The following is a 23,428-nucleotide window of genomic DNA, read 5'->3' as shown; positions in this document are numbered from 1 at the left end:
GCCTGCGCGCTAGCTCTGCTTCGTGGCTGTCGCTTCCGCCGTCTGCTCCAGTTGCTTTTTATGTTGCAGGCACGCCTGGCATCTTCTGCTTTTTCTGCCAAAAGCGGTGTAGTATTTGAGCTTTTTGCAGGAGCGGCACGTCACGTACAGCGAGCTGGACAAATTGTAGTTTTGCTCGGGCGTGTTTTGCGAAAGGTGGACGGTCTTGTTGTATTTGATTAAAAGGTGCGCCGTATGTATGGCATCGACCAAAGCCGAGTGCAGCCTTCCTTCCTGAACGATGCCGGCTGCATCAATCGCGTCTTTCAGACTCATCTGCTTGCGGTCGGCGAGCAGCATGCTGATCGCGGGCTGGATGTCGTTGTAGTTGCGCAGCCAGTTGAAATCAAGTCCGAAGCGGGCGCAATGCTCGATCATCAGCCGTTTGTCGTCCTGGCCCCACGAGCACAAATAGTAGTCCTCGTCCGTGCCGATCCAGTCGAGAAAAGCGTCGAAGGCTTTGCGAAACGGAATAAACGTCGGCATGTTTTCTTTGTCCAGGCCGATAAATTTGCGGGTGCGCTCCGTAATTCTGCGCTCGATGGCCGGAAACGTGTAGCGCTGGAAGGTGTCGACCTCCACGCCGTTTTTTCCGGTCACGACTTTTGCCGCACCGATCTCGATGATTTCCGGGATCTTGTCCCGTTGATGGGTAAGGGTTGTTTCCAGGTCATAGACAATGATTTGCAAGCAGTATCACATCCTGAATGTATTGGTTCTATTATGAACGGTTGCGGGCATGGATTGCAAAAAGCAGCAGGCAAACGCTTTCCTTATTTAATGGATAATTGTATAGGAGCGCGGACAAAAAACAAAGCAAAAAATGGCTGCCGTACATGGCAGCCACGAAAAGCCTCTATCTGGTTGTGCCGGATTTTCAAAACGTTTTCCGCAGCCACGCGAGCAGCGCCCAGCGCCTTTCTGTCCGGCGCTTGTAGGCGGGCAGTCCCCGGTACACTTCTGTCGCTTCGCGAAAAGATGCCTTCGCCTTGTCTTTTTGCTGCAGCTCGTCGTACACGACGCCAAGCTTGAAGTACACCTCGCACGACGACATGTTCATTTTCGCCAGCTCCTCCAGGTATTCCAGCGCTTTTTCCCGCTGCTGGCGCTTCGCGTACTCTTCCCCGACAATCAGGCGCGGCTCCCCGTATCTGACGCGCGGATTGAGCTTCAACGCCTGCCCGATCAGCTCCAGCCCCTCTTCCATCCGCCCTGTCTTCAGCAAGCAGATGCCTTTGTCACACAAATATTCGGACGAATCCTGCATCGTGGCGGCGATCCCTTCCAAGTAAGCCAGCGCTTCTGCATATTGCCGCTTTTCCATGTGCAGACGGGCCGCCTCCAGCTTGGCTGGCGTGTCGTGCGGGTTCAGCCGCAACTGCGTGCGTAACGCCGACAGCCTTCTCCAACGGCGATACGGCTTGGTAATGTCAGGCAGCAGCCGGACAAAGCGGCGATCCAGGAAATACAGGACGAGCAAAATAATCAGCATGGCGATAAACGGATTGCCTGTCAGCCACCACAGGATTGAGAACAAGAACAGTTTCCCCAAAGATTTCCCCTCGATCCTCTCTTTTTTCTTTTTTTACTATAAGAGTCTGCCAACTCTATTGTCAAATATTGTTACCTCAAGATAAAAGGTTACTACGATAGTGGTTGTTATCCACCGCGATATAGGTTACTATAATCGTAGTAACCTATAACAAACTATTTCAAAAGGAGGTTTGCTCGCCACCGTGAACATGAAAGTGTACCTCCTGGCTATCGCTGCCTTTGTCGTAGGAACAGTAGAGCTGATTATCGGCGGCATCTTGGACATCATCGCGGGGGATTTGCAAGTCTCCATCAGCACCGCAGGCTGGCTGATTACGATGTTCTCTGTTGTTTTTGCGCTTTCCGCTCCGATTTTGCTGACCGTAACGGCAAAGGCCGAGCGAAAAGCGCTGTATTTGTGGGCGCTGGCCGTTTTTTTCGTCGGCAACGTCATTTCTTGGCTCAGTCCTCATTATTCGATCTTGATGCTTGGGCGGATTTTTTCCGCAGCGAGCGGTTCGCTGATTATCGTGCTGTCCATCACCATCGCTTCCTCGATCGTCCAGGAGGCGTACCGGGCGAGAGCAATCGGCGTCATTTTCATGGGCGTGAGCGGTTCGCTCGTGCTGGGTGTGCCGCTTGGCCTTGTCATCGGCAATTCGTTTGGCTGGCGCGCGCCGTTTTTGCTTATTTCCGTTTTGACGCTCGTCTCCATGATCGGGATTTCCGCCTTTTTGCCGAAAATCCCGGCAAGGCCGACGATTCCGCTCAGAGAGCAGCTTTTGACGCTGAAAAAGCCGAAGATCATCAGCGCGCAACTGACGTCCGTGTTCATGCTGACCGGACATTTGACGTTGTACGCCTATTTCACTCCGTTTTTGAAAACGGCTTTGCACCTGTCTTCCGGCTGGGTCAGCATCGTCTACTTTATTTTCGGCATCTCCGCTGTGCTCGGCGGCGGCGTTGGCGGCTGGGCGGCAGACAAGCTCGGTTCGACGAAAAGCATTTTGGTCATTATCGCCTCGTTCGCTGTCGTGATGTTCCTCATTCCGGCAGTGACATTTTCGCTCTATTTGTTCCTCGTCGTGATGATTGTCTGGAGCATGCTCAGTTGGGCGATCACGCCCGCGCAGCAAAACTACCTGATCGAAACGGCCCCCGAGTCGTACGAGATTCAGCAAGGCTTGAACACGTCCGCGTTGCACATCGGCATTGCGCTCGGCTCGGCCGTCGGCGGCTTTGTCATTGAGCATCACTCTGTCGTGGACACGGCCTGGGTAGGCGGCATCTTCGTGCTGATTGCCTTTGTCTGCGCTGTTTTTTCTATTACAAGACCTGCTACGTCCAAGCTTGGTCAGTCCATTACCATTTAAGGAGGTGAATGCCGTCGCGCCGAGAGCGAGCCTGTGCGTTCCGCTCGGTGCGCGACGGCCTTATCATGAGCACACATATTCAAGCCAAACCAGGTGAAATCGCAGAAAGCATCCTGCTGCCAGGCGATCCGCTGCGGGCCAAGTACATTGCTGAGACGTTTCTCACAGACGTGACCTGCTACAACCAGGTGCGCGGCATGCTCGGCTTCACGGGCACTTATCAAGGCAAACGGGTGTCTGTGCAAGGGACAGGCATGGGCGTTCCGTCGATTTCGATTTACGTCAACGAGCTGATCCGCGACTACGGCGTGAAAAATTTGGTTCGCGTCGGAACGTGCGGCGGCATCCAGAAAGACGTGCATGTGCGCGACGTCATTATCGCCATGACGGCATGCACGGACTCGAACATGAACCGCCTGACATTCCCGGGCTTCGACTACGCGCCTTGCGCCAATTTCGAGCTGTTGCAAAAAGCGTACAACGCAGGCGTTGCCAAAGGCTTGCCGGTGCGGGTCGGCAACGTGCTGACGGCCGATGTGTTTTACCGCGAAAGCATGGAGCCGGTGAAAAAGCTCGGCGACTACGGGGTGCTCGCCGTAGAGATGGAGACGACGGCGCTCTATACGCTTGCCGCGAATTACGGCGTCAACGGTTTGTCGATCCTGACCGTCAGCGACCATATTTTCACGGGCGAGGAAACGACGGCCGAAGAGCGGCAGACGACGTTCAACGACATGATCGTCATGGCGCTGGAGGCCGTTATCGCCGAGTAAGCATCATCGGCGTACGCGAGAAAGCTTACAACAAAAAGGGATCTGCGCTCGCTGGCAGATCACTTTTTGCTGTACGTATTTGACGCAGCATGAACCATTTTGCTTGCTTCGGGCATTCGCCCGCTTTTTGCCCAGGCGAAACGATCCGGGTTACGCCTTGCTTTCGCATTCGTCCCGCTTGCTCGACTCTTCGCTGCAGAGCATGATCGACGCCAAAATCATCCCCGCAATTACCAGCTCGCCTTGCTCGACTTCAATCGCCTCCACACTCCCTGTAACCGGAGAGAGGATGTCGATGCTCCGGCTGCCGTCTGCGAGTGTGAACAGCACTTCTCCCTCCTGCACAGAATCACTCAATCGAAAAAAGATTCGCGCAATGGTTCCGGCAAATGGCGATACTACGTCATACTTTAAACCCAATCTGCTCACCTCGACTTATCTTCTCTTGGATTTCCTGATATTTGCGACTGATCGTGGACTGGCTGACGCCGAGCACCTTGGCTGCCATGGACGTCGTCTTGAACTCGTCCATCGCCATCTTGATAAGCTGCTCCTCCATCGCTCTCGTCGCTTCCTTCAGCGGCATGATCTTGGTCAAACGCTGCCGCATATACTGCTTTTTCTTCGTCTTCAACAGCGGCGTAATGTGGTGCGCTTCGATGAGATCCTCGTCTGCGGTGACCACGATTCGCTCGATGATGTTTTGCAATTCGCGCACGTTGCCTGGCCAGGAATACGATTCCAGCAGGTCGAGGGCGTCTTGGGACAGTTGGGTGGAACGTTCGTATTTTTCGTTAAACGTTTGCAAAAAGTGCAGGCTGATGAGCGGGATGTCCTCAGGGCGGTCGCGCAGCGGCGGAATCACGACAGGAATGACGTTCAGCCGATAGTAAAGGTCCTCGCGAAACGTGCCTTCCTCGACCATTTTTTCGAGATTTTTGTTCGTCGCGGCGATGATTTGCACATCGACCTCGACGATCTCCGAGCCGCCTACCGGGATGATCTCCCTCTCCTGGAGGACGCGCAGCAGCTTGACCTGCAGATTGAGCGGCATTTCTCCGATCTCGTCGAGAAACAGCACGCCTTTGTGGGCCATGCGGAAATACCCCGGCTTGCCGTTCGTATTCGCGCCTGTAAACGCGCCCTTTTCATAGCCGAACAGCTCGCTCTCCAACAGCGTCTCCGGGATCGCCCCGCAGTTGACCTTGACGAACGGGTGGTTGTAGCGCGGCCCCAACTCGTAAATCGTGCGAGCGAACACTTCTTTGCCGACGCCGGATTCCCCGGTGAGCAGCACGGTCGACGAAGTGTTGGCGATCTTGTGAATGTACTTCATCACTCTTTCCATCGGCTCGCTGGCGTAGATCAACTGGCGGTTTTTCGCGTACTGCTTCTGGTCGCGCAAATGCTCCAGTTCCTTTTTGTATTTCTCCGATATTTTTTTGACCTGGAGCAGCTCTTCCTTCAGCATGACCGTCTCCGTAATATCCCGCAGCGCAATGACGATCCGCTCCAGCTTGCCTTTGCCGTCAAAAATCGGGTTGCCGACCGCGAGCACATTTTTGCCCGAGCGGCTCTCCTGGGTGACGGACACTTTTCGTTTTCGCTCCATCACCATCCGGACGATCGCGGAGAAAAACAGCCCCTCCTGCTCCAGCTCCATCAGATTGATGCCGACGAGCTGCTCCTTGTTGATCTCCCAAAAGTCTTCGATCAGGTTGCCGCTGTAGCGCAACAGCACGCCTTTTTCATCGAGGACGAGAATCTCGTCGTAGATCGAGGAAAGAATCCCTTGCAGGTCGGTGTTGAGGTTTTTGACGTATTCCATCTCCATCGCCATTTTTTCGATGTACGGCAGATCTTGCAGGACGATCGTCGCCCCGGTTACCGTGCCGTCCTGGCTGCGAATCGGGCAAAAATCGGCCAGCACCCCGATCCGTTCGTTGACGATGATGTAGTTGAGCACCTTTTCCCCGTACTCGATCACTTTGTGAAAAACGTCCGGGTCGAGCAACTCGCCGACCCGTTGCTGGCGCAGCTCCTCCGGGGTCACGCGAACCATCCGCAACACTTCCGAGCTGAAGTTCTCGATCCGCCCCTTCTCGTCCACAATCAAAATGCCCATCGGGATCGAGTTGAGCAGCGAGCGAATCCAGTCGGGGTGCCCGGACTGGCTGGTCAGGACGTAGTACAGCACATCTTCGCGGCGCAAGTAGCCTTCGGGCTGTCCGGCCGGACCGGAAACCACGACGACTTCTTCTCCGCATACTTTGAAAAAATCCGGGACGTCTTCTCCCTGTTGCAAAAAAGAAAGGTTCGTTTGATAGGGCAACTCGCGCACGGGCCTGTCCATCCAGTCCGCGTCCGTCATCCGTTGCAGCAGATCGGTGTTGCGTATATAGGCAACGAGCTTTTGTTCATTGTTCGGATCGGTTACAAACACATAGCGTTCGTTGAACCGTGACATGATGTTCCGGACTTCATTTACTGAAGATTCAAACGATACAGTCAACGCTTTTCTGACAAAACGATTTGAAACCATAGGTCCTCCCAATATTGCTTGGCGTGTGACTTCTATTATACTCAGGGCTCCCATGGAGAAGAAAGGGGAAAAGAAGACTGGGGTGGGCAGTCTTCTTTTCCGGTAAACGATTTAGATTTGGACTTGCGGCAGTACGTTTTTGAACGTCTCGATCACTTTGTCCGCTTCCTCGTAGGTGATGGTGAGCGGCGGCTCGATGCGGATTGTCTTCGCGTTAATCAAAGTTCCGGCGACCAGCACGCCGTTGTCGAACAAGCCTTTGGACACTTCGTAGCCGATCTCGTCGCTGTGGAACTCGATCCCGATCAACAGCCCTTTGCCGCGCACTTCCTGCACCTTGTCGCTGTGCGCTGCCGCTGCTTCGCGCAGCCCTTTGAGCATGTACTCGCCCATTTCCACGCAGCGGTCGAGCAAGTTTTCCTCGATCAGCACGTTGAAGGTCGCAATCGCCGCCGCGCACGCCAGCGGGTTGCCGCCAAACGTCGTCGTCTGCACGAACGGATTCGGGAAAAAGCTTTTGAACACTTCCTCTGTCGCGACCACGGCTCCCGCTGGCATGATGCCGCCGCCGAACGCTTTGGCCAGGCACAAAATGTCCGGAACGACGTTGTAATGCTCGCAGCAAAACATTTTTCCGGTGCGGCCCATGCCCGTCTGCACTTCGTCGAGAATCAGGAGAGCGCCGTACTGATCGCACAGCTCGCGCACCTGCTGCAAATAGTCGTCCGGCGGCAGGTTGACGCCGCCTTCGCCCTGGATCGGCTCGAGGATGACCCCGGCGATCTCTTCGCCGACGAGCGCGCACGCTTCAAACGTCTTGCGCAGCATCTCGATGTCGCCGAAGTGCACGTGGCGGAAGCCCGGGATCATCGGCAGAAACGGCTTGCGGAATACCCCTTTGGCGGTAGCGGACAGAGCGCCCAAGCTTTTGCCGTGGAACGCTTTCGTCGTCGCGATAAAAGTCGTGCGGCCCGTGTGCATTTTCGCCAGCTTGATCGCCGCTTCCACCGTTTCTGTCCCGCTGTTGGCGAAGTAGGCGTATTTCAGGTTGCCTGGCGTCACGTCAGCCAAAATTTTGGCGAGCATGGCGCGCAGCGGGTCGAGCAAGTCCTGGCTGTGCAGCGGCTGGCGGTTGAGCTGGTTGATGACGGCCTCCACGACTTTTGGATGGCGGTGGCCGACGTTGTAGATGCCGAAGCCGCCCAGGCAGTCGATGTACACTTTTCCGTTGACGTCCATGAACGAGTTCGGGCCTGCGTCTTTCCATTCCACAGCGGCGAACTGGCCGTCCTTGGTCACGGATTTGCGGTAGCCAAGAAAGCCCGGATTGACGTGGTCGCGGAAGTTTTCCACCGTCTGGCGGGTGACCCACTCCGCTTCGTCTTTCGTGATTTCGCTTTTGGCGATCAGGTCGAGCACCTGGCTCGTATAGGCGTAGACGTCTTTGTACTGTTCTTTTACTTGTGCATGCTGATTGCTCTCCACTGTCTTGTTCATCGTGCTGTCCTCCTGATTGTCGTATTAGTTTTCAAACCAGCCGGTTGGCTGTACGTGCAGGTTGATGTTGATCTGCTTGACTTCTGTGTACTCCTCGAAGCCATACGTGCCCAGACCGCGGCCGATGCCGCTCTGCTTGTAGCCGCCCCACGGCGCTTCGTTGTACGTCGGATGGTAACAGTTGATCCACGTAATCCCGGCGCGCAGCTTCTTGATGACGCGCATCGCCTTGGCGCCGTCCTGAGTGAACACGCCGCCCGCCAGTCCGTAGACGGTATCGTTGGCGATGCGGATGGCGTCTGCTTCGTCCCGGAAGCGCTGGATCGCCAGCACAGGACCGAAAATTTCCTCCTGGACGATCTTCATGGACGGGGTCGTATCGGTGAAAATCGTCGGCTCGATGAAGTAGCCTTTTTCCAGGCCGTTTGCCGTCAAGCGGTTGCCTCCGCACACCAGACGGGCGCCTTCTGCTTTTCCAAGCTCGATGTAGTGCAAGATTTTTTCCATGTGCGCCTGGCTGACGACTGGCCCCATCTCGGTAGCGGGATCGTCGCCGCGGCCTACGCGTATTTTTTTCGCCCGTTCCACCAGCCGCTCGACGAAGCGGTCGTGGATGCTGTCCTCAAGCAGCAGGCGCGATCCGGCGGAGCAGACCTGGCCTTGATTCGCGAAAATTCCGAATAGCGCGTAATCGACAGCCGTCTCGAAGTCGGCATCGGCAAACACGATGTTCGGCGACTTGCCGCCAAGCTCGAGGGAAATTTTTTTGATGTTGCCTGTAGCGGCCCGCATGATGCTGCGTCCGGTAGCCGTGCCGCCTGTAAACGAGATTTTGTCCACCAGGTGGCTCTCCGCCAGCTCGTTGCCTACCGTAGCTCCCGCGCCCAGCACCATGTTGGCTACGCCTTTCGGGATGCCTACTTCTTCTATGATTTCAAACAGCTTTTGCGCAGTGACCGGGGTGACCTCAGACGGCTTGAAGACGATCGTGTTCCCGGCGGCCAAGGCAGGCGCGATCTTCCACACGCCCATGAGCAGCGGGTAGTTCCACGGCACGATCAGGCCGCATACGCCGACAGGCTCGCGCACGACCATCGCCTGCACAGGGTCTGCCACGTGATAGGTCTGCCCGTCCGGCTTGGTAACGAGGCCCGCGTAATAGCGGAAGCACGCAGCCGCGTCGGCAACGTCAAAAGCGGTCTCGCGCAGCGGCTTGCCGTTGTCCAGCGTCTCCAGCCTGCCGATTTCTTCCGCGCGCTCCTCGAGCTTGTCGGCGATCTTAAACAGGTAGCGGGCGCGCTCTGCTGCCGGAAGCTCCGACCAGATGCCGCTGTCGAATGCTTCGCGAGCGACCTGAATGGCATGGCGGGCGTCTTCCACGTCCCCTTCTGCCGAGAGGGCAATCACTTCCCCCGTAGCGGGATTCACAATCTCGCGGGTCTTTTTGCTTTGCGCGTCTACCCATTCCCCGTTGATGTACATCTTCAGGTTCATCATGCAACGAATCCTCTCCTTCCGCTGTATCCATTTACGTAAACTACCTAAAGCAACTCTCGTGCCAATCCGGGATGCGCCCGTGCACATGCGCAAACCCGGATCACCTGCACGAATGATCTATTCAAAAATTCATAGATTATGCAAAAATGAATAGCTGGATTACTTGCTCACAGCCTGCTTTTGTTGCAGGGCGACCAGGGCGGCAAAGTCGTGAATCAGCGTAGCTGCCAACAGCGACGTGATCTGTGCCGGGTCGTACGGAGGCAGCACCTCGACCAGATCGAAGCCGATGTAGTTCAGGCCGGTCAAGGAGCGAATCATTTGCAGCGCCTCGTGGCTGGTGAAGCCGCCTACTTCGAGCGTGCCTGTTCCCGGAGCAAAAGCCGGATCGACAAAGTCGATGTCAAAGGTCAAAAAGCACGGCGTGTCCCCGATTTTTGCCTTGATCTCGCCAAGCACGTCATCCCAGCCGCGGTTGCGCAGCTCTTGCGTCGTGACGACGTTGTAGCCAAGCTCGTAGCTCGCTTCGAGATCGCCGGGGTGGTTGAGCGTCCCGCGAATGCCGACCTGAAACACTTTGTCCGGCAAAAGCAGCCCTTCCTCATGCGCCCGGATAAACGGCGAGCCGTGCCAATATTTTTCGTCGTAATACGTATCCCACGTGTCCGTGTGCGAGTCGAACTGAATCATCGCGACCTGGCCGTACACTTTTTTGGCGGCCCGCAGCGAGGCCAGCGTAATCGAGTGATCCCCGCCCAAGCCGATCGGCACGATTCCTTTTTGCATCAGGTCGAGCATGGCTTCCTCCATCAGCTCGTAGCTGCGGTGGATATTGTGCGGGATGACCGGGACGTCCCCGATGTCGATCGCCTTGGTGTCTTCAAACGGGTACACTTTGTGCGTCGGATGGTACGGGAACAGCGTCATCGAAGCCTGGCGAATCGCTTGCGGCGCAAAGCGCGCTCCGACGCGGAAGGACGCCGCCGTGTCAAACGGCTGTCCGATGATCGCTACCTTGGCATTTTCTCGCGCGGACGGCAGACGCATGAAAGTGCCTGTCGTGCAAAACTCCGGTTTTACATCTGGGGAAAGTGGATATTGCATGTGTTTCAGTCCTCCGTTTGTAGGTTGTCGGGTATGAATCGTCTGTTTCTTCTCTACAGCGTTGGACTTTTTGGCAAAGATGACGGGCAGTTGGCTTTGTTACCGTAGTGCCTCTCTATCCCTCAGCTCCTGCCCAACGCTGCCTGTATCCTTTTGCAAACAAGCTCGCCGGATGGGCGAAAGCCGGCAACAGGATCATGGACAGCAGGACAGCAATGAGGAAAAGCTTGTTTCGCATCGCTTGTAACCACTCCTTGTTTCCTTCCTTGCGCGTTCATTGAAATATTATTGCAAAAATTATGCCAATTTATCTTTCGTGAAAACGTTGAAAGGCAGGCTGTTTTCTATTCGTTTTTTCATGATCTATCCATTTTTGCATAACCGCTTTTGCCTGGTCTGATCGCGAAAAAGGAGCGCCGCCCGAATGAGCAACGCTCCTGCCGCTGTTTTTATGCCCGTGTTTCCCCGCTTAGTTCGCCCAGCCCCGCACGCGTGCCGCTTCCGCCAGCCTTTTGACGGCGACCATGTACACGGCCTTGCGCATGGCGATGCTGTATTGCTCTGCTGTCTCGTACGCCTTGCGGAAGCTTCCCTCCATCTTCTCGCGCAGCATCTTGTCGACCGTCGCCTCATCCCAGTAGTAGCCCTGGTTGTTTTGCACCCATTCAAAATAAGAAACGATCACGCCGCCGGAATTGGCCAAAATGTCCGGCACGACGATAATCCCCCGCTCCTGCAAGATGCGCTCGGCTTCTGCCGTCGTCGGCCCGTTCGCTGCTTCGATGACGATCCGGCACGCCAGGCGCCCCGCATTTTCTGCCGTAATCTGCCCGCCCAGCGCCGCCGGAATGAGGATGTCGCACGGCCGCTCCAACAGCTCCTGGTTGGTGATCCGGTCGGCAAACAACTGGGTGACCGCGCCAAACGAATCGCGGCGCTCCAGCAAGTACGGAATGTCGAGGCCAGCTTCGTCGTAGATCGCGCCATTGGCGTCCCCGATCCCGACGATTTTTACTCCTTGTTCATGTAAAAACTTCGCCAGGTAGCTGCCGACGTTTCCAACCCCTTGAATGATGACCCGGGCGTCCTGCGTTTTGCTGCTACACCTCTGCTGTTTTAGCAAGTCGTGTGCCAAACGGCGATCCTCGTGCCTTCTTATTGGCATGCGCTTTCTCGCTTTATGCATTTTTGGGTAAACGATGAATTTTTGCATGGATCATTGTCTTCGATTAGGCTTGCTCGTGAGCGAAAAAGCCGGACTGCGGGCTGCTTTCGCTTTTGGCACATCCCTTGCTTACAGTTGCTGATGCAAACAGTCGCATCACCACCGATTTGGCAAGGGGGGCAAATGACATGAGGAGAAACGATGCGACCAGACTCCGCAGCCGGGCGGCGGGAGGACTGGATCGAATAGGAACTGGCTTTTGCGCGTAACAGGCCGTTGATCGAAGCTTGCTTTTGGACGAAGCGACTTCTGAATGTTAAACGCTTTCATTTCACTCGCAAAGGGGATTGGTCATGGAAAAAAGCCTGAATTATTCAACGTCGGCACCCACGTTAAAAAGAAGCTTGAAGCTGTGGCAAGTCATCGTATTGGGGCTTGGCTATTTGACGCCTCTGACTGTGTTTGACACGTACGGGATCGTCAGCCAGGAAACCGGGGGCCACGTCCCGACCGCGTACATTCTCGCGCTGGCAGCGATGCTGTTTACCGCATCCAGCTACGGAAAAATGGTGCGGGTGTTCCCTGTCGCCGGCTCGGCTTACTCGTATGCGCGCCAGGCGATCAATCCGCACATCGGCTTTCTGGTCGGCTGGGTGTCGCTTTTGGACTACGTGTTTCTGCCTGTCATCAATGTGCTTTTGGGCAAAATTTATTTATCCGCCGCCTTCCCGATGGTTCCCGGCTGGATTTTGGGCATTTTGCTTGCTGCGGTGACTACTTTTATCAATTTTCGCGGTATTCAGTCTACGGCCAACTTCAACACGCTGCTGGTCGTGTTTCAGGTGATCGTGGTCGTCGTCTTTATCGGCTTGAGCATCTCGCACATCAGTGCGGCAGCAAACGGGGAGAGCGCCTTCACGATCCAGCCATTTTACGGCGAAGCGATTTCTTTTCCCACCTTGCTGACCGGAGCGGCCATTCTCTGCTTTTCGTTTCTCGGCTTTGACGCGGTCACCACTTATACGGAAGAAGCGGTCGATCCAATGAAGACGATTCCGCGCGGCATTTTTCTCGTCGCATTGATTGGCGGCGTCATTTTCATTACTACCTCCTATTTCACGCAGCTCGCTTTTCCGGTTGTCGACCAGTTCCAAAACCCGGAGTCCCCCTCGCCGGAGATGTCGATGATTCTCGGACAAGACTTGTTTTATGCGTTTTTCGTGGCAGGCAGCATTACCGCCGCTCTCGCCTCCGGGATCGCTTCCCACACGAGCGCTTCCCGCCTGCTGTACGTAATGGGCAGGGAAAACGTCTTGCCGAAAAAGTTGTTCGGCCACTTGCATCCAACGAGAGGAATCCCGGTTCGCAACGTGTTTTTCGTCGGGGCGGTGTCGCTTGCTGCGCTGTTCCTCGATCTGGAGACGGCGCTCGCCTTCATTAATTTTGGGGCATTGACCGCCTTTACTGCCGTCAACGCTTCCGTCATCGCCCATTACTATATTCGCAACCAACGGCGTTCCCTGGCGGATACGTATCGCTACTTGCTTGCCCCGTTGTGCGGGACCAGCTTCGTCGCGTTTCTCTGGTACAACCTGGACAGCCATGCCCTGACGCTCGGGCTGCTCTGGACGCTGGCGGGCATCGGCTACTTGCTGATCGGCACCAAGTTTTTCACGAAAAAGCCGCCTGTCATCGACTTTGAGGAAGCGATTTGATTTCGCTCTGCGCTGACCGTCAGCCAGCCAGTGCGCTTTAGCCAAAACTATTATCAGGAGTTGAGCTGCTCATGAAATTCGAATATTTGTACGATCAATCGGAAAATTTGCTCTCGCGCTTTGTCACCTTCGCCACGGAGCACCATCGCTACGACTTTGCCTTTTTCTACTCCCAGCACTTCGACGGCAAAAGCATTGTCATGTCGCTGCAAAACATGCGCGCCGCCCTGATCTCTTCCGACGACCTTGCGCACAATCATAGCTGGGTGCAGCCGCTTGCGGTGCATGCAGAAGACGAGGACGTCGTCACGAGCTTTTTGCAGAAAGCGCTCTCTTCTTTGTTTCGGCATGATGATCTTGATTGAACTCGGGGTGAATCTGTAAGCAAGTCTTTAGGTGGATGATTGATCTTTGGGCTGATGCCGGGATGTTGGGCATCGGCTTTTTGGGGTTGGGCAGGGTTTTTGAGGGCTGGTTGGCATTCTTGGTAACAGCGCGGTCTTCCCCTGTTTTTAGCAAGGGACAACTTCTCTATTAGCTGAATAGGACAGAGAACCATCGGGAACAAGCAACATTCCAAGCGTATGACATTTTTATGAACGACAAATTGCGACACGTTTTCAACAAATTTTGTTATTAAATGTAATTAATTACAAAAAAGGAGGGTTAAAGATATGAACCAGTACAAATGTCATTCGCTCAAAATTGTATTGCCCGTCGTATTCGCCGTCTCTGTTCTCGCTGTGCCATTCGTAGACGAACTCTCTACCGTTTCGGCTGCCAAAACAGACAGCGAAGCCCCGGCGGAAAAAATCCCGGAAACGATGGAACCGGGCACCATCATTACTTTTGATGAAAACAACAAGATGATCGTCCACCCTTATGAATATAAGGAAGAAGCAGAGAGGCCAAGAGCCAAAGCAGTGCAGAAACAGAAGCCGGATAAAGAAGAGAAAGCCGTTCTTGCCCATATCGAACAGGAGAGAGTGTCGCTGCCCGTCTACTATGATACGGAGCCGGAATTGCCTGCGCCGCACCCCGGCATGACCGTCTACTACGATGGGATGGGATATCCGACCAAGATCGTAGCCGCGGATGGAAAGCTGGTTGATTACGACTCCGCAAGCATCGGTACAAGCAATGCCAAAGCGCTCTCGACAAGTCATGCTGCCGCTGCTGGCTGGACTCCTCCTAAAAACGGTGAGTACGTCTATGGCAAAAACAACGAGAACAAAATTACGATAACCGATAACTATGTGATGGGTGAAGGCTGGGTTACTTGGTACGATGGCGAAGGAAAAACAGGGTCTGATAACAAAAAATTAAAAAACAATAACTGCGCGACAAAGATGAAATACGACCGACCACCCTACAATACGGAAATCAGAGTTAGAAACCTTGAAAACGACATCGTCAAGGAAACTTACAAGGGAGATATTGGTGGGCTTCCCCACGCCGTCCTAGATATTATGCCTGACTTCATGGAGCAGGAGTTCGAAACGAAAGTCGACAAAAAGAAAGGGACTGGCCGTTTCAAAGGCAGAACCTATCATGAAAAATAAGCAGAAGCATCTCTGCCATATGCGTCTGCTAGTTCGGGACGCTTATCTTCATCATGTTATGAAAAAGGAGCACACCCAATGAACGGCTTGTTCCGCAGCATCCTTGTATTGGCGACAGGCTTGTTGGCGCTAACCGCGTGTTCGCAAACGACAGGTCCCGCGTCGGAGACTGTCTCTGTGCCCCTGCCGCCACCGCCACCCGTCTCTCCCTACCTGTCGATCACGGCGACAACCGAGCAGGGCAAAAATTTGTATTTTACCTACCAGTTCGATACCAAGACCGTACAGCACGTAATCGAAACGCCCGATACCGCCCAATACCCGCTCGGCGCCGTCGACCTGCAAAACGGGGCGCTGTTTTATGCGGAACGCGATGCCACCGGGTCAGACCAACTGGTGAAGCTCGACCTGGCGACGCAGCGGAAAGAAACGTTGACCACCGATCTGTTTGCGATCAATTCCATCATTCCGACGGGCGACAAGGTGATTTTGGCGACCGCGGAAAAAAGGAAAGACGTTGTCCAGCTCGCCTCCTATGACTTGCGCGCCAACACGCTTACGTACTGGATGAAGCCCGAAGATCACGATACGTCCGTCCGATCGTTGTCCTATAATCCGTTTACTCGCAAGCTGTACGCGACGTTGTATTCTTTTGCAGAAAGCAGCCAAAACATGGAAAAGGCAAACGAAACACAGGCAGATGACGTCGTGGCCGCCACGCACCGCGTTGTCGAGTACGATCTGAACGGAAATGCCTTGCGGGAATTGTACAAGGCCCGAGAAGTGATTCCTTCCTTTTCCGTCTCAAAGGATGCGAAGCTAGCGCTGGTCAGAAGTGCGCCCATGGTCCATAAACAGCGGGAGAACTACTTGCACTACCTGGGTTCAGGCAAAAAAGAGAAGCTGGACCTTCCCGAGTTGGGGAGAATCGAGGAAATGTACTTGTCTGTTGACAAACAAGGGTTTTACTTCGCTGGAACTGTGAAAAACCCGCCCAAGCATCTGGCCCCTGTCGCCGGAGCATTGAACGGCCTGTATTACTACGACTTTGCCACCCGCACGATCACCCTGCTCTTTTCCAGGCCAGATACTTACATCAACAATTTTGTGCTGCTGGACGGCGCTTCGGCGGCGGCGCAATAAATGCGGGAGGGCAGCTTGGCAGAGTCCTTCGGCAAAAATACGGCGGCTTTTTTGCGAGAGATAGCGAGCATGCTTCCATAGGAATAGCGTGGGAATGGCAAGCGATGGGGTGGCAACTTTCTCAAGCGAGGGGACAGCGACTTTCTCAAGCGATGAGGCAACGACTTTCGCAAACGCCAGGCGGTGACGAAAAGGCGGCGATCGCCTGTGCGCTCTGCTCTGTTTTCGATTTTTGGGCTTTCACACACATGGGCATCCGCATATGGTAATCGGGAGAGCAAAACCCGCGAAAGGAGCAACACGATGTACCCATCGTATTATCACCATCCATGGCATCCCACCGCCATGCCGGTCAACTGGAATCAGCCGTATTGGGAGCACTACTGGCTTCCGGCCTACTCCCATTGGCATGCAAGCTGGGAGGGCGGCTGGAATCGCGTTGAGCTGAAAGACTACGGCCCTCATCCACTGGCGATCAACATTGATGAAGCTGCGAAGCAAAATACAAACTATCGCACCGCCCTGTGGACAGGGAAGCATTTGCAGGTGACGCTGATGAGTATTCCCGTGGGCGGAGACATTGGCTTGGAAATCCATCCGGACACCGATCAGTTCCTCCGCATCGAAGAGGGCCACGGGCTTGTGCAAATGGGGCCGCGAAGAGACAGGCTGGACTATCAGGCCAGACTGAATGACGACTATGCCGTGATGGTCCCGGCAGGAACGTGGCACAACATCATCAACACCGGAAACGAGCCGTTGAAGCTGTACACGATCTACGCCCCGCCGCATCATCCGCACGGAACGGTGCACCGAACAAAAGCGCAGGCCGCAGCAGAAGAACGCCACCACTCCTGAATGTGAATGCGTCAGCCCGAAAAAAATCCCAATCTCTCGCGTGGATAACGAGAAATTGGGATTTTGTGTTGGGGATGGCCGCCTACTTTTCGACGAGTGTTTCCGCCTGCTCAAAAACTACCTTTCCATCGAAAATCGTCAGCCGCACTTTCGTATCCAGAATTTCCTCCACCGGGATGGCAAACAGATTGCGCTCCAGGACGGCGATGTCAGCGAGCTTGCCCGCCTCCAAAGTACCCAGCTCGTGCTCGCGGAACGTCCCATATGCCGATCCGGCTGTGTACGCCTTGAGCGCATCGGCGAGCGAGATCCGTTCATGCGAATGCCAGACGTTTTCCCCGCTGCTGTCGATGCGGGTGACGGCGCGATACACTTGCAAGAGCGGCTGCAATATGTCGATCGGGAAGTCTGTGCCAAACGCCAGTCTCGCTCCGGCCTGCTGCAGCGTGTTGATGGAGAACACATGCGGTTCCCGCGCCAAACCGATGCGCTCGGTGTACACGCCCCGCTCGGACATGGCAAAATGGTCGGGTTGCATCGAAGCGGTCACATCCAGCTCCTTGAACCGGGGAATGTCGTCCGGGTGGATGACTTCCACGTGCTCGATGGAGTGGCGAGAGTCGCGCTTGCCGTTTGTTTTTTGCGCTTCCTCGTAGGCGTCAAAGGCAAGCCGGATCGCCCCGTCTCCGATGGCGTGGAAGCGAATGGAAAAGCCTTCCTCATCGGCCTCCACCACCCATTTTTTGATCGTCTCCGGCGGAAACGACGTCTCTCCGCGCGTATCCGGCTGGTCGGCGTACGGCTCCAGCAAATAGGCGGTACGCGCCGTAATGACGCCGTCGATGAACTGCTTCAAGCCCGACACTCGCAGCTTGTCTGACTGGTACGTCTCCCGCAGCCTTTTCGCCCGCTCCAGGTCGCCGTCCAGGGCAGGCCAGAGATGAAGCCGCGCCGTCAGCTCCCCTGTGTTCTCGAACTCCTTGAACAGCTCGTAATCCGTCAGCATATCCATCGATTCTGTGGCGAACAGGTCGTGCACGGCAGTGACGCCGAGACTCGCTGCGTGCGCCAGGAAGTTTTTGAACAGCTCCTGCTTCTTTGCTTTTGTAAAATGATAGGCGTGCTTGACGACGGCCCCCATCGCTTTTTCGTACAGCAGGCCATCCGGCTCTCCGGTTTCGTCTTTGCCGATAATCCCGAAGGCAGGGTCTTCCGTGTTCCGGTCGATGCCTGCAATCTCCAGCGCCTTGGAGTTCACCCAGACGTAGTGGCCTTCGGCGTGGAACATGATCGCAGGCCGATCGGGGACAACCCGGTCGAGGGAGTAGCGATTCGGCAGTCGCTGCGTGTCCCAGTAGCCGGCATCCCAGACCGCGCCGATGACCCACGGTTCATTCGGCTTCGCTTGCGCAAATTCGCGGATGATCTCCAGCGCTTCCGCTTCGGAGCGGGCGGAAAACAGCATCGCGCTTTCCATCATCACCGCTCCGTGCATCACGTGCAGATGAAAGTCGTGAAACCCTGGCATGACGAGCTGGTCCTGAAAATCGTATCGTTTTGTCTCTTCCCCTGCGTACTTGCTGATTTCTTCCTTGGAGCCAACCGCGATAATCCGGTTGCCCGCGATGGCAATGGCGGCAGGCTCCGGGCGGTCGGAAAGCCCGGTAAAAACGGCGTTGCTCGATACAATCAGGTCGGCTGTTTGCTTGGTCATGAATATCCATCCTCTCCAGATCGTGTTTGCTGTGAAAAAACGTTTGCCTCATTCCGTACGCCTTTAGTGCACCTCGTCGACAGTGAGCATAGGGGGCGGCTGCCTGAACATTTTCGTCAGCCCCAGTAGATAAAGAAAGCCGATCAGCAGCCAGCTTCCCCCGAGCAGCAAGGAGTGTTTGTCCAGCTTGACAAAAAACAGGCCGATGAGCGCCGCACCGATCAGCGGCAGGAGCAAGTATTGAATCGTGCCTTTGAACGATCGCTGTTTCTCGCGAATGTAGTAATGGGCAATCACGGCCAGATTGACGAAGAAAAAGGCGAATAAGGCCCCGAAATTGATAAACGATACGGCCGTCATGAGATCGAGAAACAGCGCGCTCATCGCGACTACGCCGATGAGGACGATATTCGGAATCGGCGTGCGGAACTTCGGCGACAAATAGCCAAACACTTTTTTCGGCAAAACATTTTCCCTGCCCATCGCGTACAAAATGCGCGAGGCGCTCGTGCCTGACGCTACGGCGGAGGCAAAACCCGCTGTCAGCCCGACCGCAATCACAATGCTCGTAAACACGTTTCCGCCGATGTACGCGGCAATCTCCAAGTAAGCGGAGTCGGGATTTTGGAAGGACTGATACTGCGGGAAAATGAGTTGCGCGAAATAAGAGCCGGAAATAAACAGCAGCCCGCCAATCAGCGTAATCATGTAAATCGCTCGCGGCAATGTTTTCGTCGCGTCCTTCGTCTCCTCCGAAAGCGTCGTCACCGCGTCAAAACCGAGGAAGCTGAAACAGAGCAGCGGAACGACGGACAAAAGCGTCGGAACGTTGATTTTTGCATCGTAAAAGGGCAGCGTCGAGAACAGTGTCCCTGCCCCCTTGCCGTTTTGCAGTCCGTAAATCGCCAAAACGAAAAACAGCAGGAAGACGAACAGTTGCAAAAACAGCATGTACGTATTGAACTGTGCTGCCAGCTTGATCCCGAGAATGTTGACCGCCGTAATGACGGCAACAAACGAAACGATCCAGACGAACATCGGGACGGAAGGAAAGAAGGCGGACAGCGAAATGCCGATGAGCAGCGAGCTAATCATCGGGCTGAACATGTAGTCGATGATGATCGTCCAGCCGACGATAAAGCCGACGTGCGGGCTGATCGTTTTTTGCGTAAACGTGTAGGCCGCTCCCGCATTCGGAAACGCTTTTACCAGTTGCGCATAGCTGTACGCCGTAAACAGCATGACAATCAGCGCGATCGCATACGCCGTGGGCATCATCCCGTTTGTGCTGTGTACGGCAACACCGTAGGTCGAAAAAAACGTTTGCGGGGCCATGAAAGCCAGCCCGAAAAAGACGATGTGTTTCAAGGTAAGCGAGCGTTTCAGCGTTGGTGCAGTCGGATGCTCCATAGATCAATCCCCCAGTTCTTTTGCTAGGCTCCTCTCCTTTTTCGAGAAGTTGTCCTCTGCATATTTTGTACCAAGTCTGATTATTTAGCAATTTCAGTTTATTTTCATCCTGTTTCGAAACGTTTTTGCCGTAGCCTGTATGCAATCGCGCATCGGCAACCCATTTTTGCATAATCAGATCAGAAAACTTGGCTGCACCAAGCCATTGGCGCAGCCTTAGTTGCACGTATGCTGGCACGAGAAAAAACGGCTGCCGAACTTGCTGGCAGCCGCTGTTTCATGATTGGCATGTGCTGGCGAAAATTCGCCTGTGCCTGTGCCGCCTGCTACCTGTTTTTTGGCAGCAAAGGAAGGCGAATGTGGCTCGGGTGCTGTTCATCGTGGTAAATGTGCTGCCGGGCCACCACCGTCTCGGTTTCCGTCGCCAAATCTGTCCCGGTGTTCGGATTCGGGAACGAAAAGTTCTCCGCCCCGGACGTGACGCAGACCCGGATGCGGTGGCCTTTTTCGAAGACGTTGGCGATTTTGCCCATGCGGATTTCGTAGCGCTCAATCTGGCCTGGCTCAAGCAGCTTCGGCTCGGCAAAAGAATGACGGTAGCGGGCGCAGATGATTCCGTCCGACAGCCGGATGGAGTTGCCCTCTTCATCGACGTCGCTCACGCGCACCAGCCAGTCCGTATCCCGCGCAGAGCTTGCCGCGTACAGGACAGCCGAGATTTCCCCCGCGATCGCGACGTCTTCCTGCAACGGCTCCGAGGTGTAGACTAGCACGTCCGGGCGCTTTTCGACCTCCCGGTAATTTTCCGGCACGCTGTTTTCGTTTTCGGACAAATCGAGCAAATAAGGCGCGGCGTCCAGCGGGTCAAACAAGTACGCGTCGGCTGGCTCGTTGCCCGGAGCCGCGAGCGTCAGAGCGCCGTCTCCCGCGCTCTTGGGTTGTGTCCATTGTGGTAGTACATCGGTTAAACGGAACGGTATCTATCGCTCAAGACAACGCTATCTATGTAATGATTGTGGAAAATCTTTCAATGATCTGACAAATACGCCATTTTCAGGCTCTCGATACCCTGAAAAATGGGTGAAATACATTGAATTAATGGTAGAGGGATATACCCTACCAAAAATCGCTGAAAAACTCCAAATACACATTTCTACTGCCTTTTATTGGAGGCATAAAATCTTGAACGCATTAGGAAGTCTTGGCTTTAATCAACTGCAAGGTATCGTTGAGAGTGACGAAACCTTCTTTCGTGAGTCTATGAAAGGTAGAGAAATCACTCATAGAAAATCCAAGAAACGAGGTGAAAAAGACGAAAAAAGAGGAATTTCCAACCTTAAAATTGCTGTTGTAGTTGCACAAGACCGTAACGGTAGTGTGATTGCTCGAAAAGCAGGAACAGGTCGTGTAAGAGCTGAAGAAATTGACACTGTTCCGTTGGCTTGAATTAGGCAAGTATTTGGCATTTGAAAAACGTGTTGAGCAAATGCTTATTTCAGCGTGTCAAAAATCGACCAACACCACAGTCAATTCTTTAAGGTCTGTTTTATAAGGCATAAAAAAAGGATAGCGTATGCTACCCGTCTTGCATCAATTTTCGGCAATACCATTGGCAAGTAATGAAATATATCCGATTGTACAAATTGCAATAATGTTAAGTATTATTAGTAGCCATTTCATTATGCCTTTTTTGGCTTTTAGTCCCGAAAAAACTCCTAATAATGGGAACAGAAACATCGAAATAATAAATGGTTTACCGAATGTTCCTAACGACACACCACTCAACATTGTATAAAACAAACCAATGAAGATTACCAAAGTAGCAAGTGAAAAAATACTGTATTTATTCAAATGGGTTCACCTCCTGAAAGTTATTTGTTATTCCTAATTTATCATATTCAAACCTTTATACAATTACTATTTTTATATCTTTATTATATCACAATGTTTATTTTTCTCCTTCAGAAGCCACAAAGTTTACGAAAACAGCCTTAAAAATAAACGTGGGCCTAGAATTTGAATAATTTTAATACAGTTAACCTTTTCCCCCAGAGCTCATAAACCTAGCTTCCTTTTCGATTACTTCAGTTTAATAGTTTCCGTATGCTCTATTCCTTTTGTGTCATCCCAAATGATTGTAACATATGCATTGGAAAGCTTACTTCGGAGTTTCCAAACAGGAAGAACCCAAGCATCCATTTCTCCTCCATCAAGTGTCATTAAATAAACAGTATCACTGTATTGGTATGGATTGTGATACTTGATTGTTTTATTAAGACCTAGTTCCTCAGATAGATTTACTTCTATACTTTTTAAACTTATAGGTAACTCCTTAACCCTATATTCAAGCTTCAAATTATCAGTTGTTACATTACGGTTAATTGCTGTCACTTTTATTTCCCCTGACCAGTTGGTTGAAACACCATTTAAAGAACACCCAGCAAAAAAGTTAGGTAAATACACAAAATCAGTATCCCTGTCGCTATTAGTGGCATCCATTTTTTTATTGTCATTTTACCCCTCCCGCTCTCTCTCACTGGCTATTAGGGCTTGCTGAACGAATGAGAAATATACAAGAAATCATGAATAATATGCAGATTTGGTTCCAAAACAGCAAAGTCAGAGTCTGAATGGCATATCAGTAGTATAAAATACTGTTTTTCCGATCCATTTTGAACGTTTCGTGTGCCTCTTGATTGAACGAAATTCTTACTGGTGCAAGGTTTTTCAAAGAATTCCTGCAAAAACCTTGCACTTGGTTATAAATCCAGATTTTCCGCAGTTTTCTTTGATTATTTCACGATTCCTCGCGTTTATGCATTGTTCAGCAAGCCCTATATAAATGCCAAATGGACGGAACTACCTTGTAGGTCATTCCGTTCTTTCGCCATTTGAAACCAGAATCACGTACAGAAAAATCAGTTTATTAGTCCAGAGATTTTTATGCAACGCTAGTGATTTGTTCAATATCATTATTGTAGATGAAATTGTATAAAGCCGCCCTTTTTCCCTTCGCGCACCGGAGCGAAAAAGCTGCCGTCTCCCGCGTAATTGCGGCGGCTCCACGTCAGCCCCAGCATCCGCACGCCCAGCTCGTAAAAAATGCGCAGCAGGCCGAGATCGTTGTACAGCGGCTCTGCGCCTTCCAGCGAGAGGATGAACGAGACTTTGCCTGCCTGTCTGGCTGTGAGCAGGTCTTGCACGCATTTTGCGATGACAAACTGGTCGCCGGACTCCGCCGCTTCCGCGTGCAGGGCGCTCACCTGGTTCAGCGCCTTGCGCAAGGCCATTTCCGGCACAAACGCATCTTCGACGAATACGGCGGCCACGACGGAATGCACGCCGCCCTGCTGAAACCGCGGCAAATACTCCGTCTCGATCAGCTTCGTCCGTCCGTAGCCGCGTTGAATCTCCACATCCATCAAAAGGTCAAAATGCCCGTCCAGCACATGGACGCCATCGTGAAAGCGCCGCGCCTGCTCCACAGTCGCCTCTGCCATGCT

21 protein-coding genes and 2 pseudogenes are annotated in these 23,428 nt (G+C 53.5%); 8 read left to right on the top strand and 15 right to left on the bottom strand.

Annotation, left to right across the window (positions count from 1 at the left end; translation table 11 throughout):
- Nucleotides 1–9: 9 nt before the first annotated feature.
- Together M655_RS06520 and M655_RS06515 are read right to left on the bottom strand one after the other, a co-directional pair.
- Nucleotides 10–729 (bottom strand): 3'-5' exonuclease, encoded by a 720-nt coding sequence (locus M655_RS06520; protein WP_005830439.1) that lies wholly within the window; start codon nucleotides 727–729, stop codon nucleotides 10–12.
- Between the two features lie 187 nt (nucleotides 730–916).
- A complete protein-coding gene (locus tag M655_RS06515) occupies nucleotides 917–1,591 on the bottom strand; it encodes a tetratricopeptide repeat protein (RefSeq protein WP_005830441.1) in 675 nt (224 codons plus the stop codon).
- A gap of 184 nt (nucleotides 1,592–1,775) precedes the next feature.
- Between M655_RS06515 and M655_RS06510 the strand changes: the two genes are divergently transcribed.
- Together M655_RS06510 and deoD are read left to right on the top strand one after the other, a co-directional pair.
- Nucleotides 1,776–2,945, top strand: a complete 1,170-nt coding sequence (locus tag M655_RS06510) for an MFS transporter (protein ID WP_026558169.1) — start codon at nucleotides 1,776–1,778, stop codon at nucleotides 2,943–2,945.
- A 65-nt stretch (nucleotides 2,946–3,010) separates the two neighbouring features.
- A complete protein-coding gene (gene deoD, locus M655_RS06505; protein WP_026558168.1) occupies nucleotides 3,011–3,718 on the top strand; it encodes a purine-nucleoside phosphorylase in 708 nt (235 codons plus the stop codon).
- Between the two features lie 150 nt (nucleotides 3,719–3,868).
- On the opposite strand, the gene M655_RS06500 is transcribed toward deoD, so the two are convergent.
- From M655_RS06500 to M655_RS06470, 7 genes and pseudogenes are all read right to left on the bottom strand, one after another.
- Complete coding sequence (locus M655_RS06500) at nucleotides 3,869–4,063, bottom strand: biotin/lipoyl-binding protein (protein ID WP_479722892.1); 195 nt, start codon at nucleotides 4,061–4,063, stop codon at nucleotides 3,869–3,871.
- A 58-nt stretch (nucleotides 4,064–4,121) separates the two neighbouring features.
- Nucleotides 4,122–6,185: a sigma 54-interacting transcriptional regulator gene (locus M655_RS06495; protein WP_235694666.1), complete on the bottom strand. Its 2,064-nt coding sequence runs from the start codon at nucleotides 6,183–6,185 to the stop codon at nucleotides 4,122–4,124.
- 186 nt (nucleotides 6,186–6,371) lie between these two features.
- Nucleotides 6,372–7,757 carry a putrescine aminotransferase gene (locus tag M655_RS06490; protein WP_005830451.1) on the bottom strand — a complete coding sequence of 462 codons (1,386 nt, stop codon included), beginning with the start codon at nucleotides 7,755–7,757 and terminating at the stop codon, nucleotides 6,372–6,374.
- Between the two features lie 24 nt (nucleotides 7,758–7,781).
- On the bottom strand, nucleotides 7,782–9,254 hold the full coding sequence (locus M655_RS06485; protein WP_005830453.1) for an aldehyde dehydrogenase family protein: 1,473 nt from the start codon (nucleotides 9,252–9,254) through the stop codon (nucleotides 7,782–7,784).
- A gap of 159 nt (nucleotides 9,255–9,413) precedes the next feature.
- Nucleotides 9,414–10,358: an agmatinase gene (gene speB / locus M655_RS06480; protein WP_007784404.1), complete on the bottom strand. Its 945-nt coding sequence runs from the start codon at nucleotides 10,356–10,358 to the stop codon at nucleotides 9,414–9,416.
- Between the two features lie 115 nt (nucleotides 10,359–10,473).
- Nucleotides 10,474–10,596: a hypothetical protein gene (locus M655_RS06475; RefSeq protein ID WP_255320452.1), complete on the bottom strand. Its 123-nt coding sequence runs from the start codon at nucleotides 10,594–10,596 to the stop codon at nucleotides 10,474–10,476.
- Nucleotides 10,597–10,827: 231 nt separating this feature from the next.
- Nucleotides 10,828–11,448, bottom strand: a pseudogene (locus M655_RS06470) (Glu/Leu/Phe/Val family dehydrogenase); the annotation flags it as partial.
- A gap of 428 nt (nucleotides 11,449–11,876) precedes the next feature.
- Between M655_RS06470 and M655_RS06465 the strand changes: the two are divergent.
- The 5 genes from M655_RS06465 (at nucleotide 11,877) to M655_RS06445 (ending at nucleotide 16,801) form a co-directional block, all read left to right on the top strand.
- Nucleotides 11,877–13,238: an APC family permease gene (locus M655_RS06465; protein WP_025845372.1), complete on the top strand. Its 1,362-nt coding sequence runs from the start codon at nucleotides 11,877–11,879 to the stop codon at nucleotides 13,236–13,238.
- A 71-nt stretch (nucleotides 13,239–13,309) separates the two neighbouring features.
- A complete protein-coding gene (locus M655_RS06460; RefSeq protein ID WP_007784416.1) occupies nucleotides 13,310–13,603 on the top strand; it encodes an SAV0927 family protein in 294 nt (97 codons plus the stop codon).
- A 309-nt stretch (nucleotides 13,604–13,912) separates the two neighbouring features.
- Nucleotides 13,913–14,800, top strand: a complete 888-nt coding sequence (locus M655_RS06455) for a hypothetical protein (RefSeq protein WP_051353959.1) — start codon at nucleotides 13,913–13,915, stop codon at nucleotides 14,798–14,800.
- A 78-nt stretch (nucleotides 14,801–14,878) separates the two neighbouring features.
- Nucleotides 14,879–15,943, top strand: coding sequence for a hypothetical protein (locus M655_RS06450; protein ID WP_025845376.1), 1,065 nt, complete (start codon nucleotides 14,879–14,881; stop codon nucleotides 15,941–15,943).
- A 303-nt stretch (nucleotides 15,944–16,246) separates the two neighbouring features.
- The gene (locus M655_RS06445; protein WP_025845377.1) at nucleotides 16,247–16,801 is read left to right on the top strand and encodes a cupin domain-containing protein; all 555 of its coding nucleotides are present in this window, start codon (nucleotides 16,247–16,249) and stop codon (nucleotides 16,799–16,801) included.
- Between the two features lie 82 nt (nucleotides 16,802–16,883).
- Here the strand turns inward: M655_RS06445 and M655_RS06440 are convergent, their stop codons facing one another.
- The 3 genes from M655_RS06440 to M655_RS06430 form a co-directional block, all read right to left on the bottom strand.
- A complete protein-coding gene (locus M655_RS06440) occupies nucleotides 16,884–18,515 on the bottom strand; it encodes an amidohydrolase (RefSeq protein ID WP_026558166.1) in 1,632 nt (543 codons plus the stop codon).
- A 63-nt stretch (nucleotides 18,516–18,578) separates the two neighbouring features.
- Nucleotides 18,579–19,925 (bottom strand): APC family permease, encoded by a 1,347-nt coding sequence (locus tag M655_RS06435; protein ID WP_005830467.1) that lies wholly within the window; start codon nucleotides 19,923–19,925, stop codon nucleotides 18,579–18,581.
- Between the two features lie 326 nt (nucleotides 19,926–20,251).
- The gene (locus M655_RS06430; RefSeq protein ID WP_286086028.1) at nucleotides 20,252–20,839 is read right to left on the bottom strand and encodes a CocE/NonD family hydrolase; all 588 of its coding nucleotides are present in this window, start codon (nucleotides 20,837–20,839) and stop codon (nucleotides 20,252–20,254) included.
- Between the two features lie 19 nt (nucleotides 20,840–20,858).
- On the opposite strand from M655_RS06430, the pseudogene M655_RS06425 reads away from it, so the two are divergent.
- Nucleotides 20,859–21,359, top strand: a pseudogene (locus M655_RS06425) (IS1595 family transposase); the annotation flags it as partial.
- 156 nt (nucleotides 21,360–21,515) lie between these two features.
- Here the strand turns inward: M655_RS06425 and M655_RS06420 are convergent.
- The 3 genes from M655_RS06420 to M655_RS06410 form a co-directional block, all read right to left on the bottom strand.
- Nucleotides 21,516–21,776 (bottom strand): hypothetical protein, encoded by a 261-nt coding sequence (locus tag M655_RS06420; RefSeq protein WP_005830473.1) that lies wholly within the window; start codon nucleotides 21,774–21,776, stop codon nucleotides 21,516–21,518.
- 228 nt (nucleotides 21,777–22,004) lie between these two features.
- On the bottom strand, nucleotides 22,005–22,424 hold the full coding sequence (locus M655_RS06415) for a hypothetical protein (protein ID WP_026558163.1): 420 nt from the start codon (nucleotides 22,422–22,424) through the stop codon (nucleotides 22,005–22,007).
- A gap of 473 nt (nucleotides 22,425–22,897) precedes the next feature.
- A complete protein-coding gene (locus tag M655_RS06410) occupies nucleotides 22,898–23,425 on the bottom strand; it encodes a dipeptidase (RefSeq protein ID WP_026558162.1) in 528 nt (175 codons plus the stop codon).
- Nucleotides 23,426–23,428 lie beyond the last annotated feature (3 nt).

The sequence above is a fragment of the Brevibacillus sp. NSP2.1 genome, assembly GCF_000470975.2.
Classification (GTDB): domain Bacteria; phylum Bacillota; class Bacilli; order Brevibacillales; family Brevibacillaceae; genus Brevibacillus; species Brevibacillus agri.
This window is presented reverse-complemented; position numbering and strand designations above follow the sequence as displayed.

Excerpts from the sequence above, each read along its gene's own strand:
- M655_RS06485 (WP_005830453.1), bottom strand. The coding sequence starts at position 9,254 with ATGATGAACCTGAAGATGTACATCAACGGGGAATGGGTAGACGCGCAA.
- M655_RS06440 (WP_026558166.1), bottom strand. The coding sequence starts at position 18,515 with ATGACCAAGCAAACAGCCGACCTGATTGTATCGAGCAACGCCGTTTTT.
- M655_RS06410 (WP_026558162.1), bottom strand. The coding sequence starts at position 23,425 with ATGGCAGAGGCGACTGTGGAGCAGGCGCGGCGCTTTCACGATGGCGTC.
- M655_RS06490 (WP_005830451.1), bottom strand. The coding sequence starts at position 7,757 with ATGAACAAGACAGTGGAGAGCAATCAGCATGCACAAGTAAAAGAACAG.
- M655_RS06445 (WP_025845377.1), top strand. The coding sequence starts at position 16,247 with ATGTACCCATCGTATTATCACCATCCATGGCATCCCACCGCCATGCCG.
- speB (WP_007784404.1), bottom strand. The coding sequence starts at position 10,358 with ATGCAATATCCACTTTCCCCAGATGTAAAACCGGAGTTTTGCACGACA.
- M655_RS06435 (WP_005830467.1), bottom strand. The coding sequence starts at position 19,925 with ATGGAGCATCCGACTGCACCAACGCTGAAACGCTCGCTTACCTTGAAA.
- deoD (WP_026558168.1), top strand. The coding sequence starts at position 3,011 with ATGAGCACACATATTCAAGCCAAACCAGGTGAAATCGCAGAAAGCATC.
- M655_RS06450 (WP_025845376.1), top strand. The coding sequence starts at position 14,879 with ATGAACGGCTTGTTCCGCAGCATCCTTGTATTGGCGACAGGCTTGTTG.
- M655_RS06475 (WP_255320452.1), bottom strand. The coding sequence starts at position 10,596 with ATGCGAAACAAGCTTTTCCTCATTGCTGTCCTGCTGTCCATGATCCTG.
- M655_RS06495 (WP_235694666.1), bottom strand. The coding sequence starts at position 6,185 with ATGTCACGGTTCAACGAACGCTATGTGTTTGTAACCGATCCGAACAAT.
- M655_RS06460 (WP_007784416.1), top strand. The coding sequence starts at position 13,310 with ATGAAATTCGAATATTTGTACGATCAATCGGAAAATTTGCTCTCGCGC.
- M655_RS06415 (WP_026558163.1), bottom strand. The coding sequence starts at position 22,424 with ATGGATGCCACTAATAGCGACAGGGATACTGATTTTGTGTATTTACCT.
- M655_RS06455 (WP_051353959.1), top strand. The coding sequence starts at position 13,913 with ATGAACCAGTACAAATGTCATTCGCTCAAAATTGTATTGCCCGTCGTA.
- M655_RS06465 (WP_025845372.1), top strand. The coding sequence starts at position 11,877 with ATGGAAAAAAGCCTGAATTATTCAACGTCGGCACCCACGTTAAAAAGA.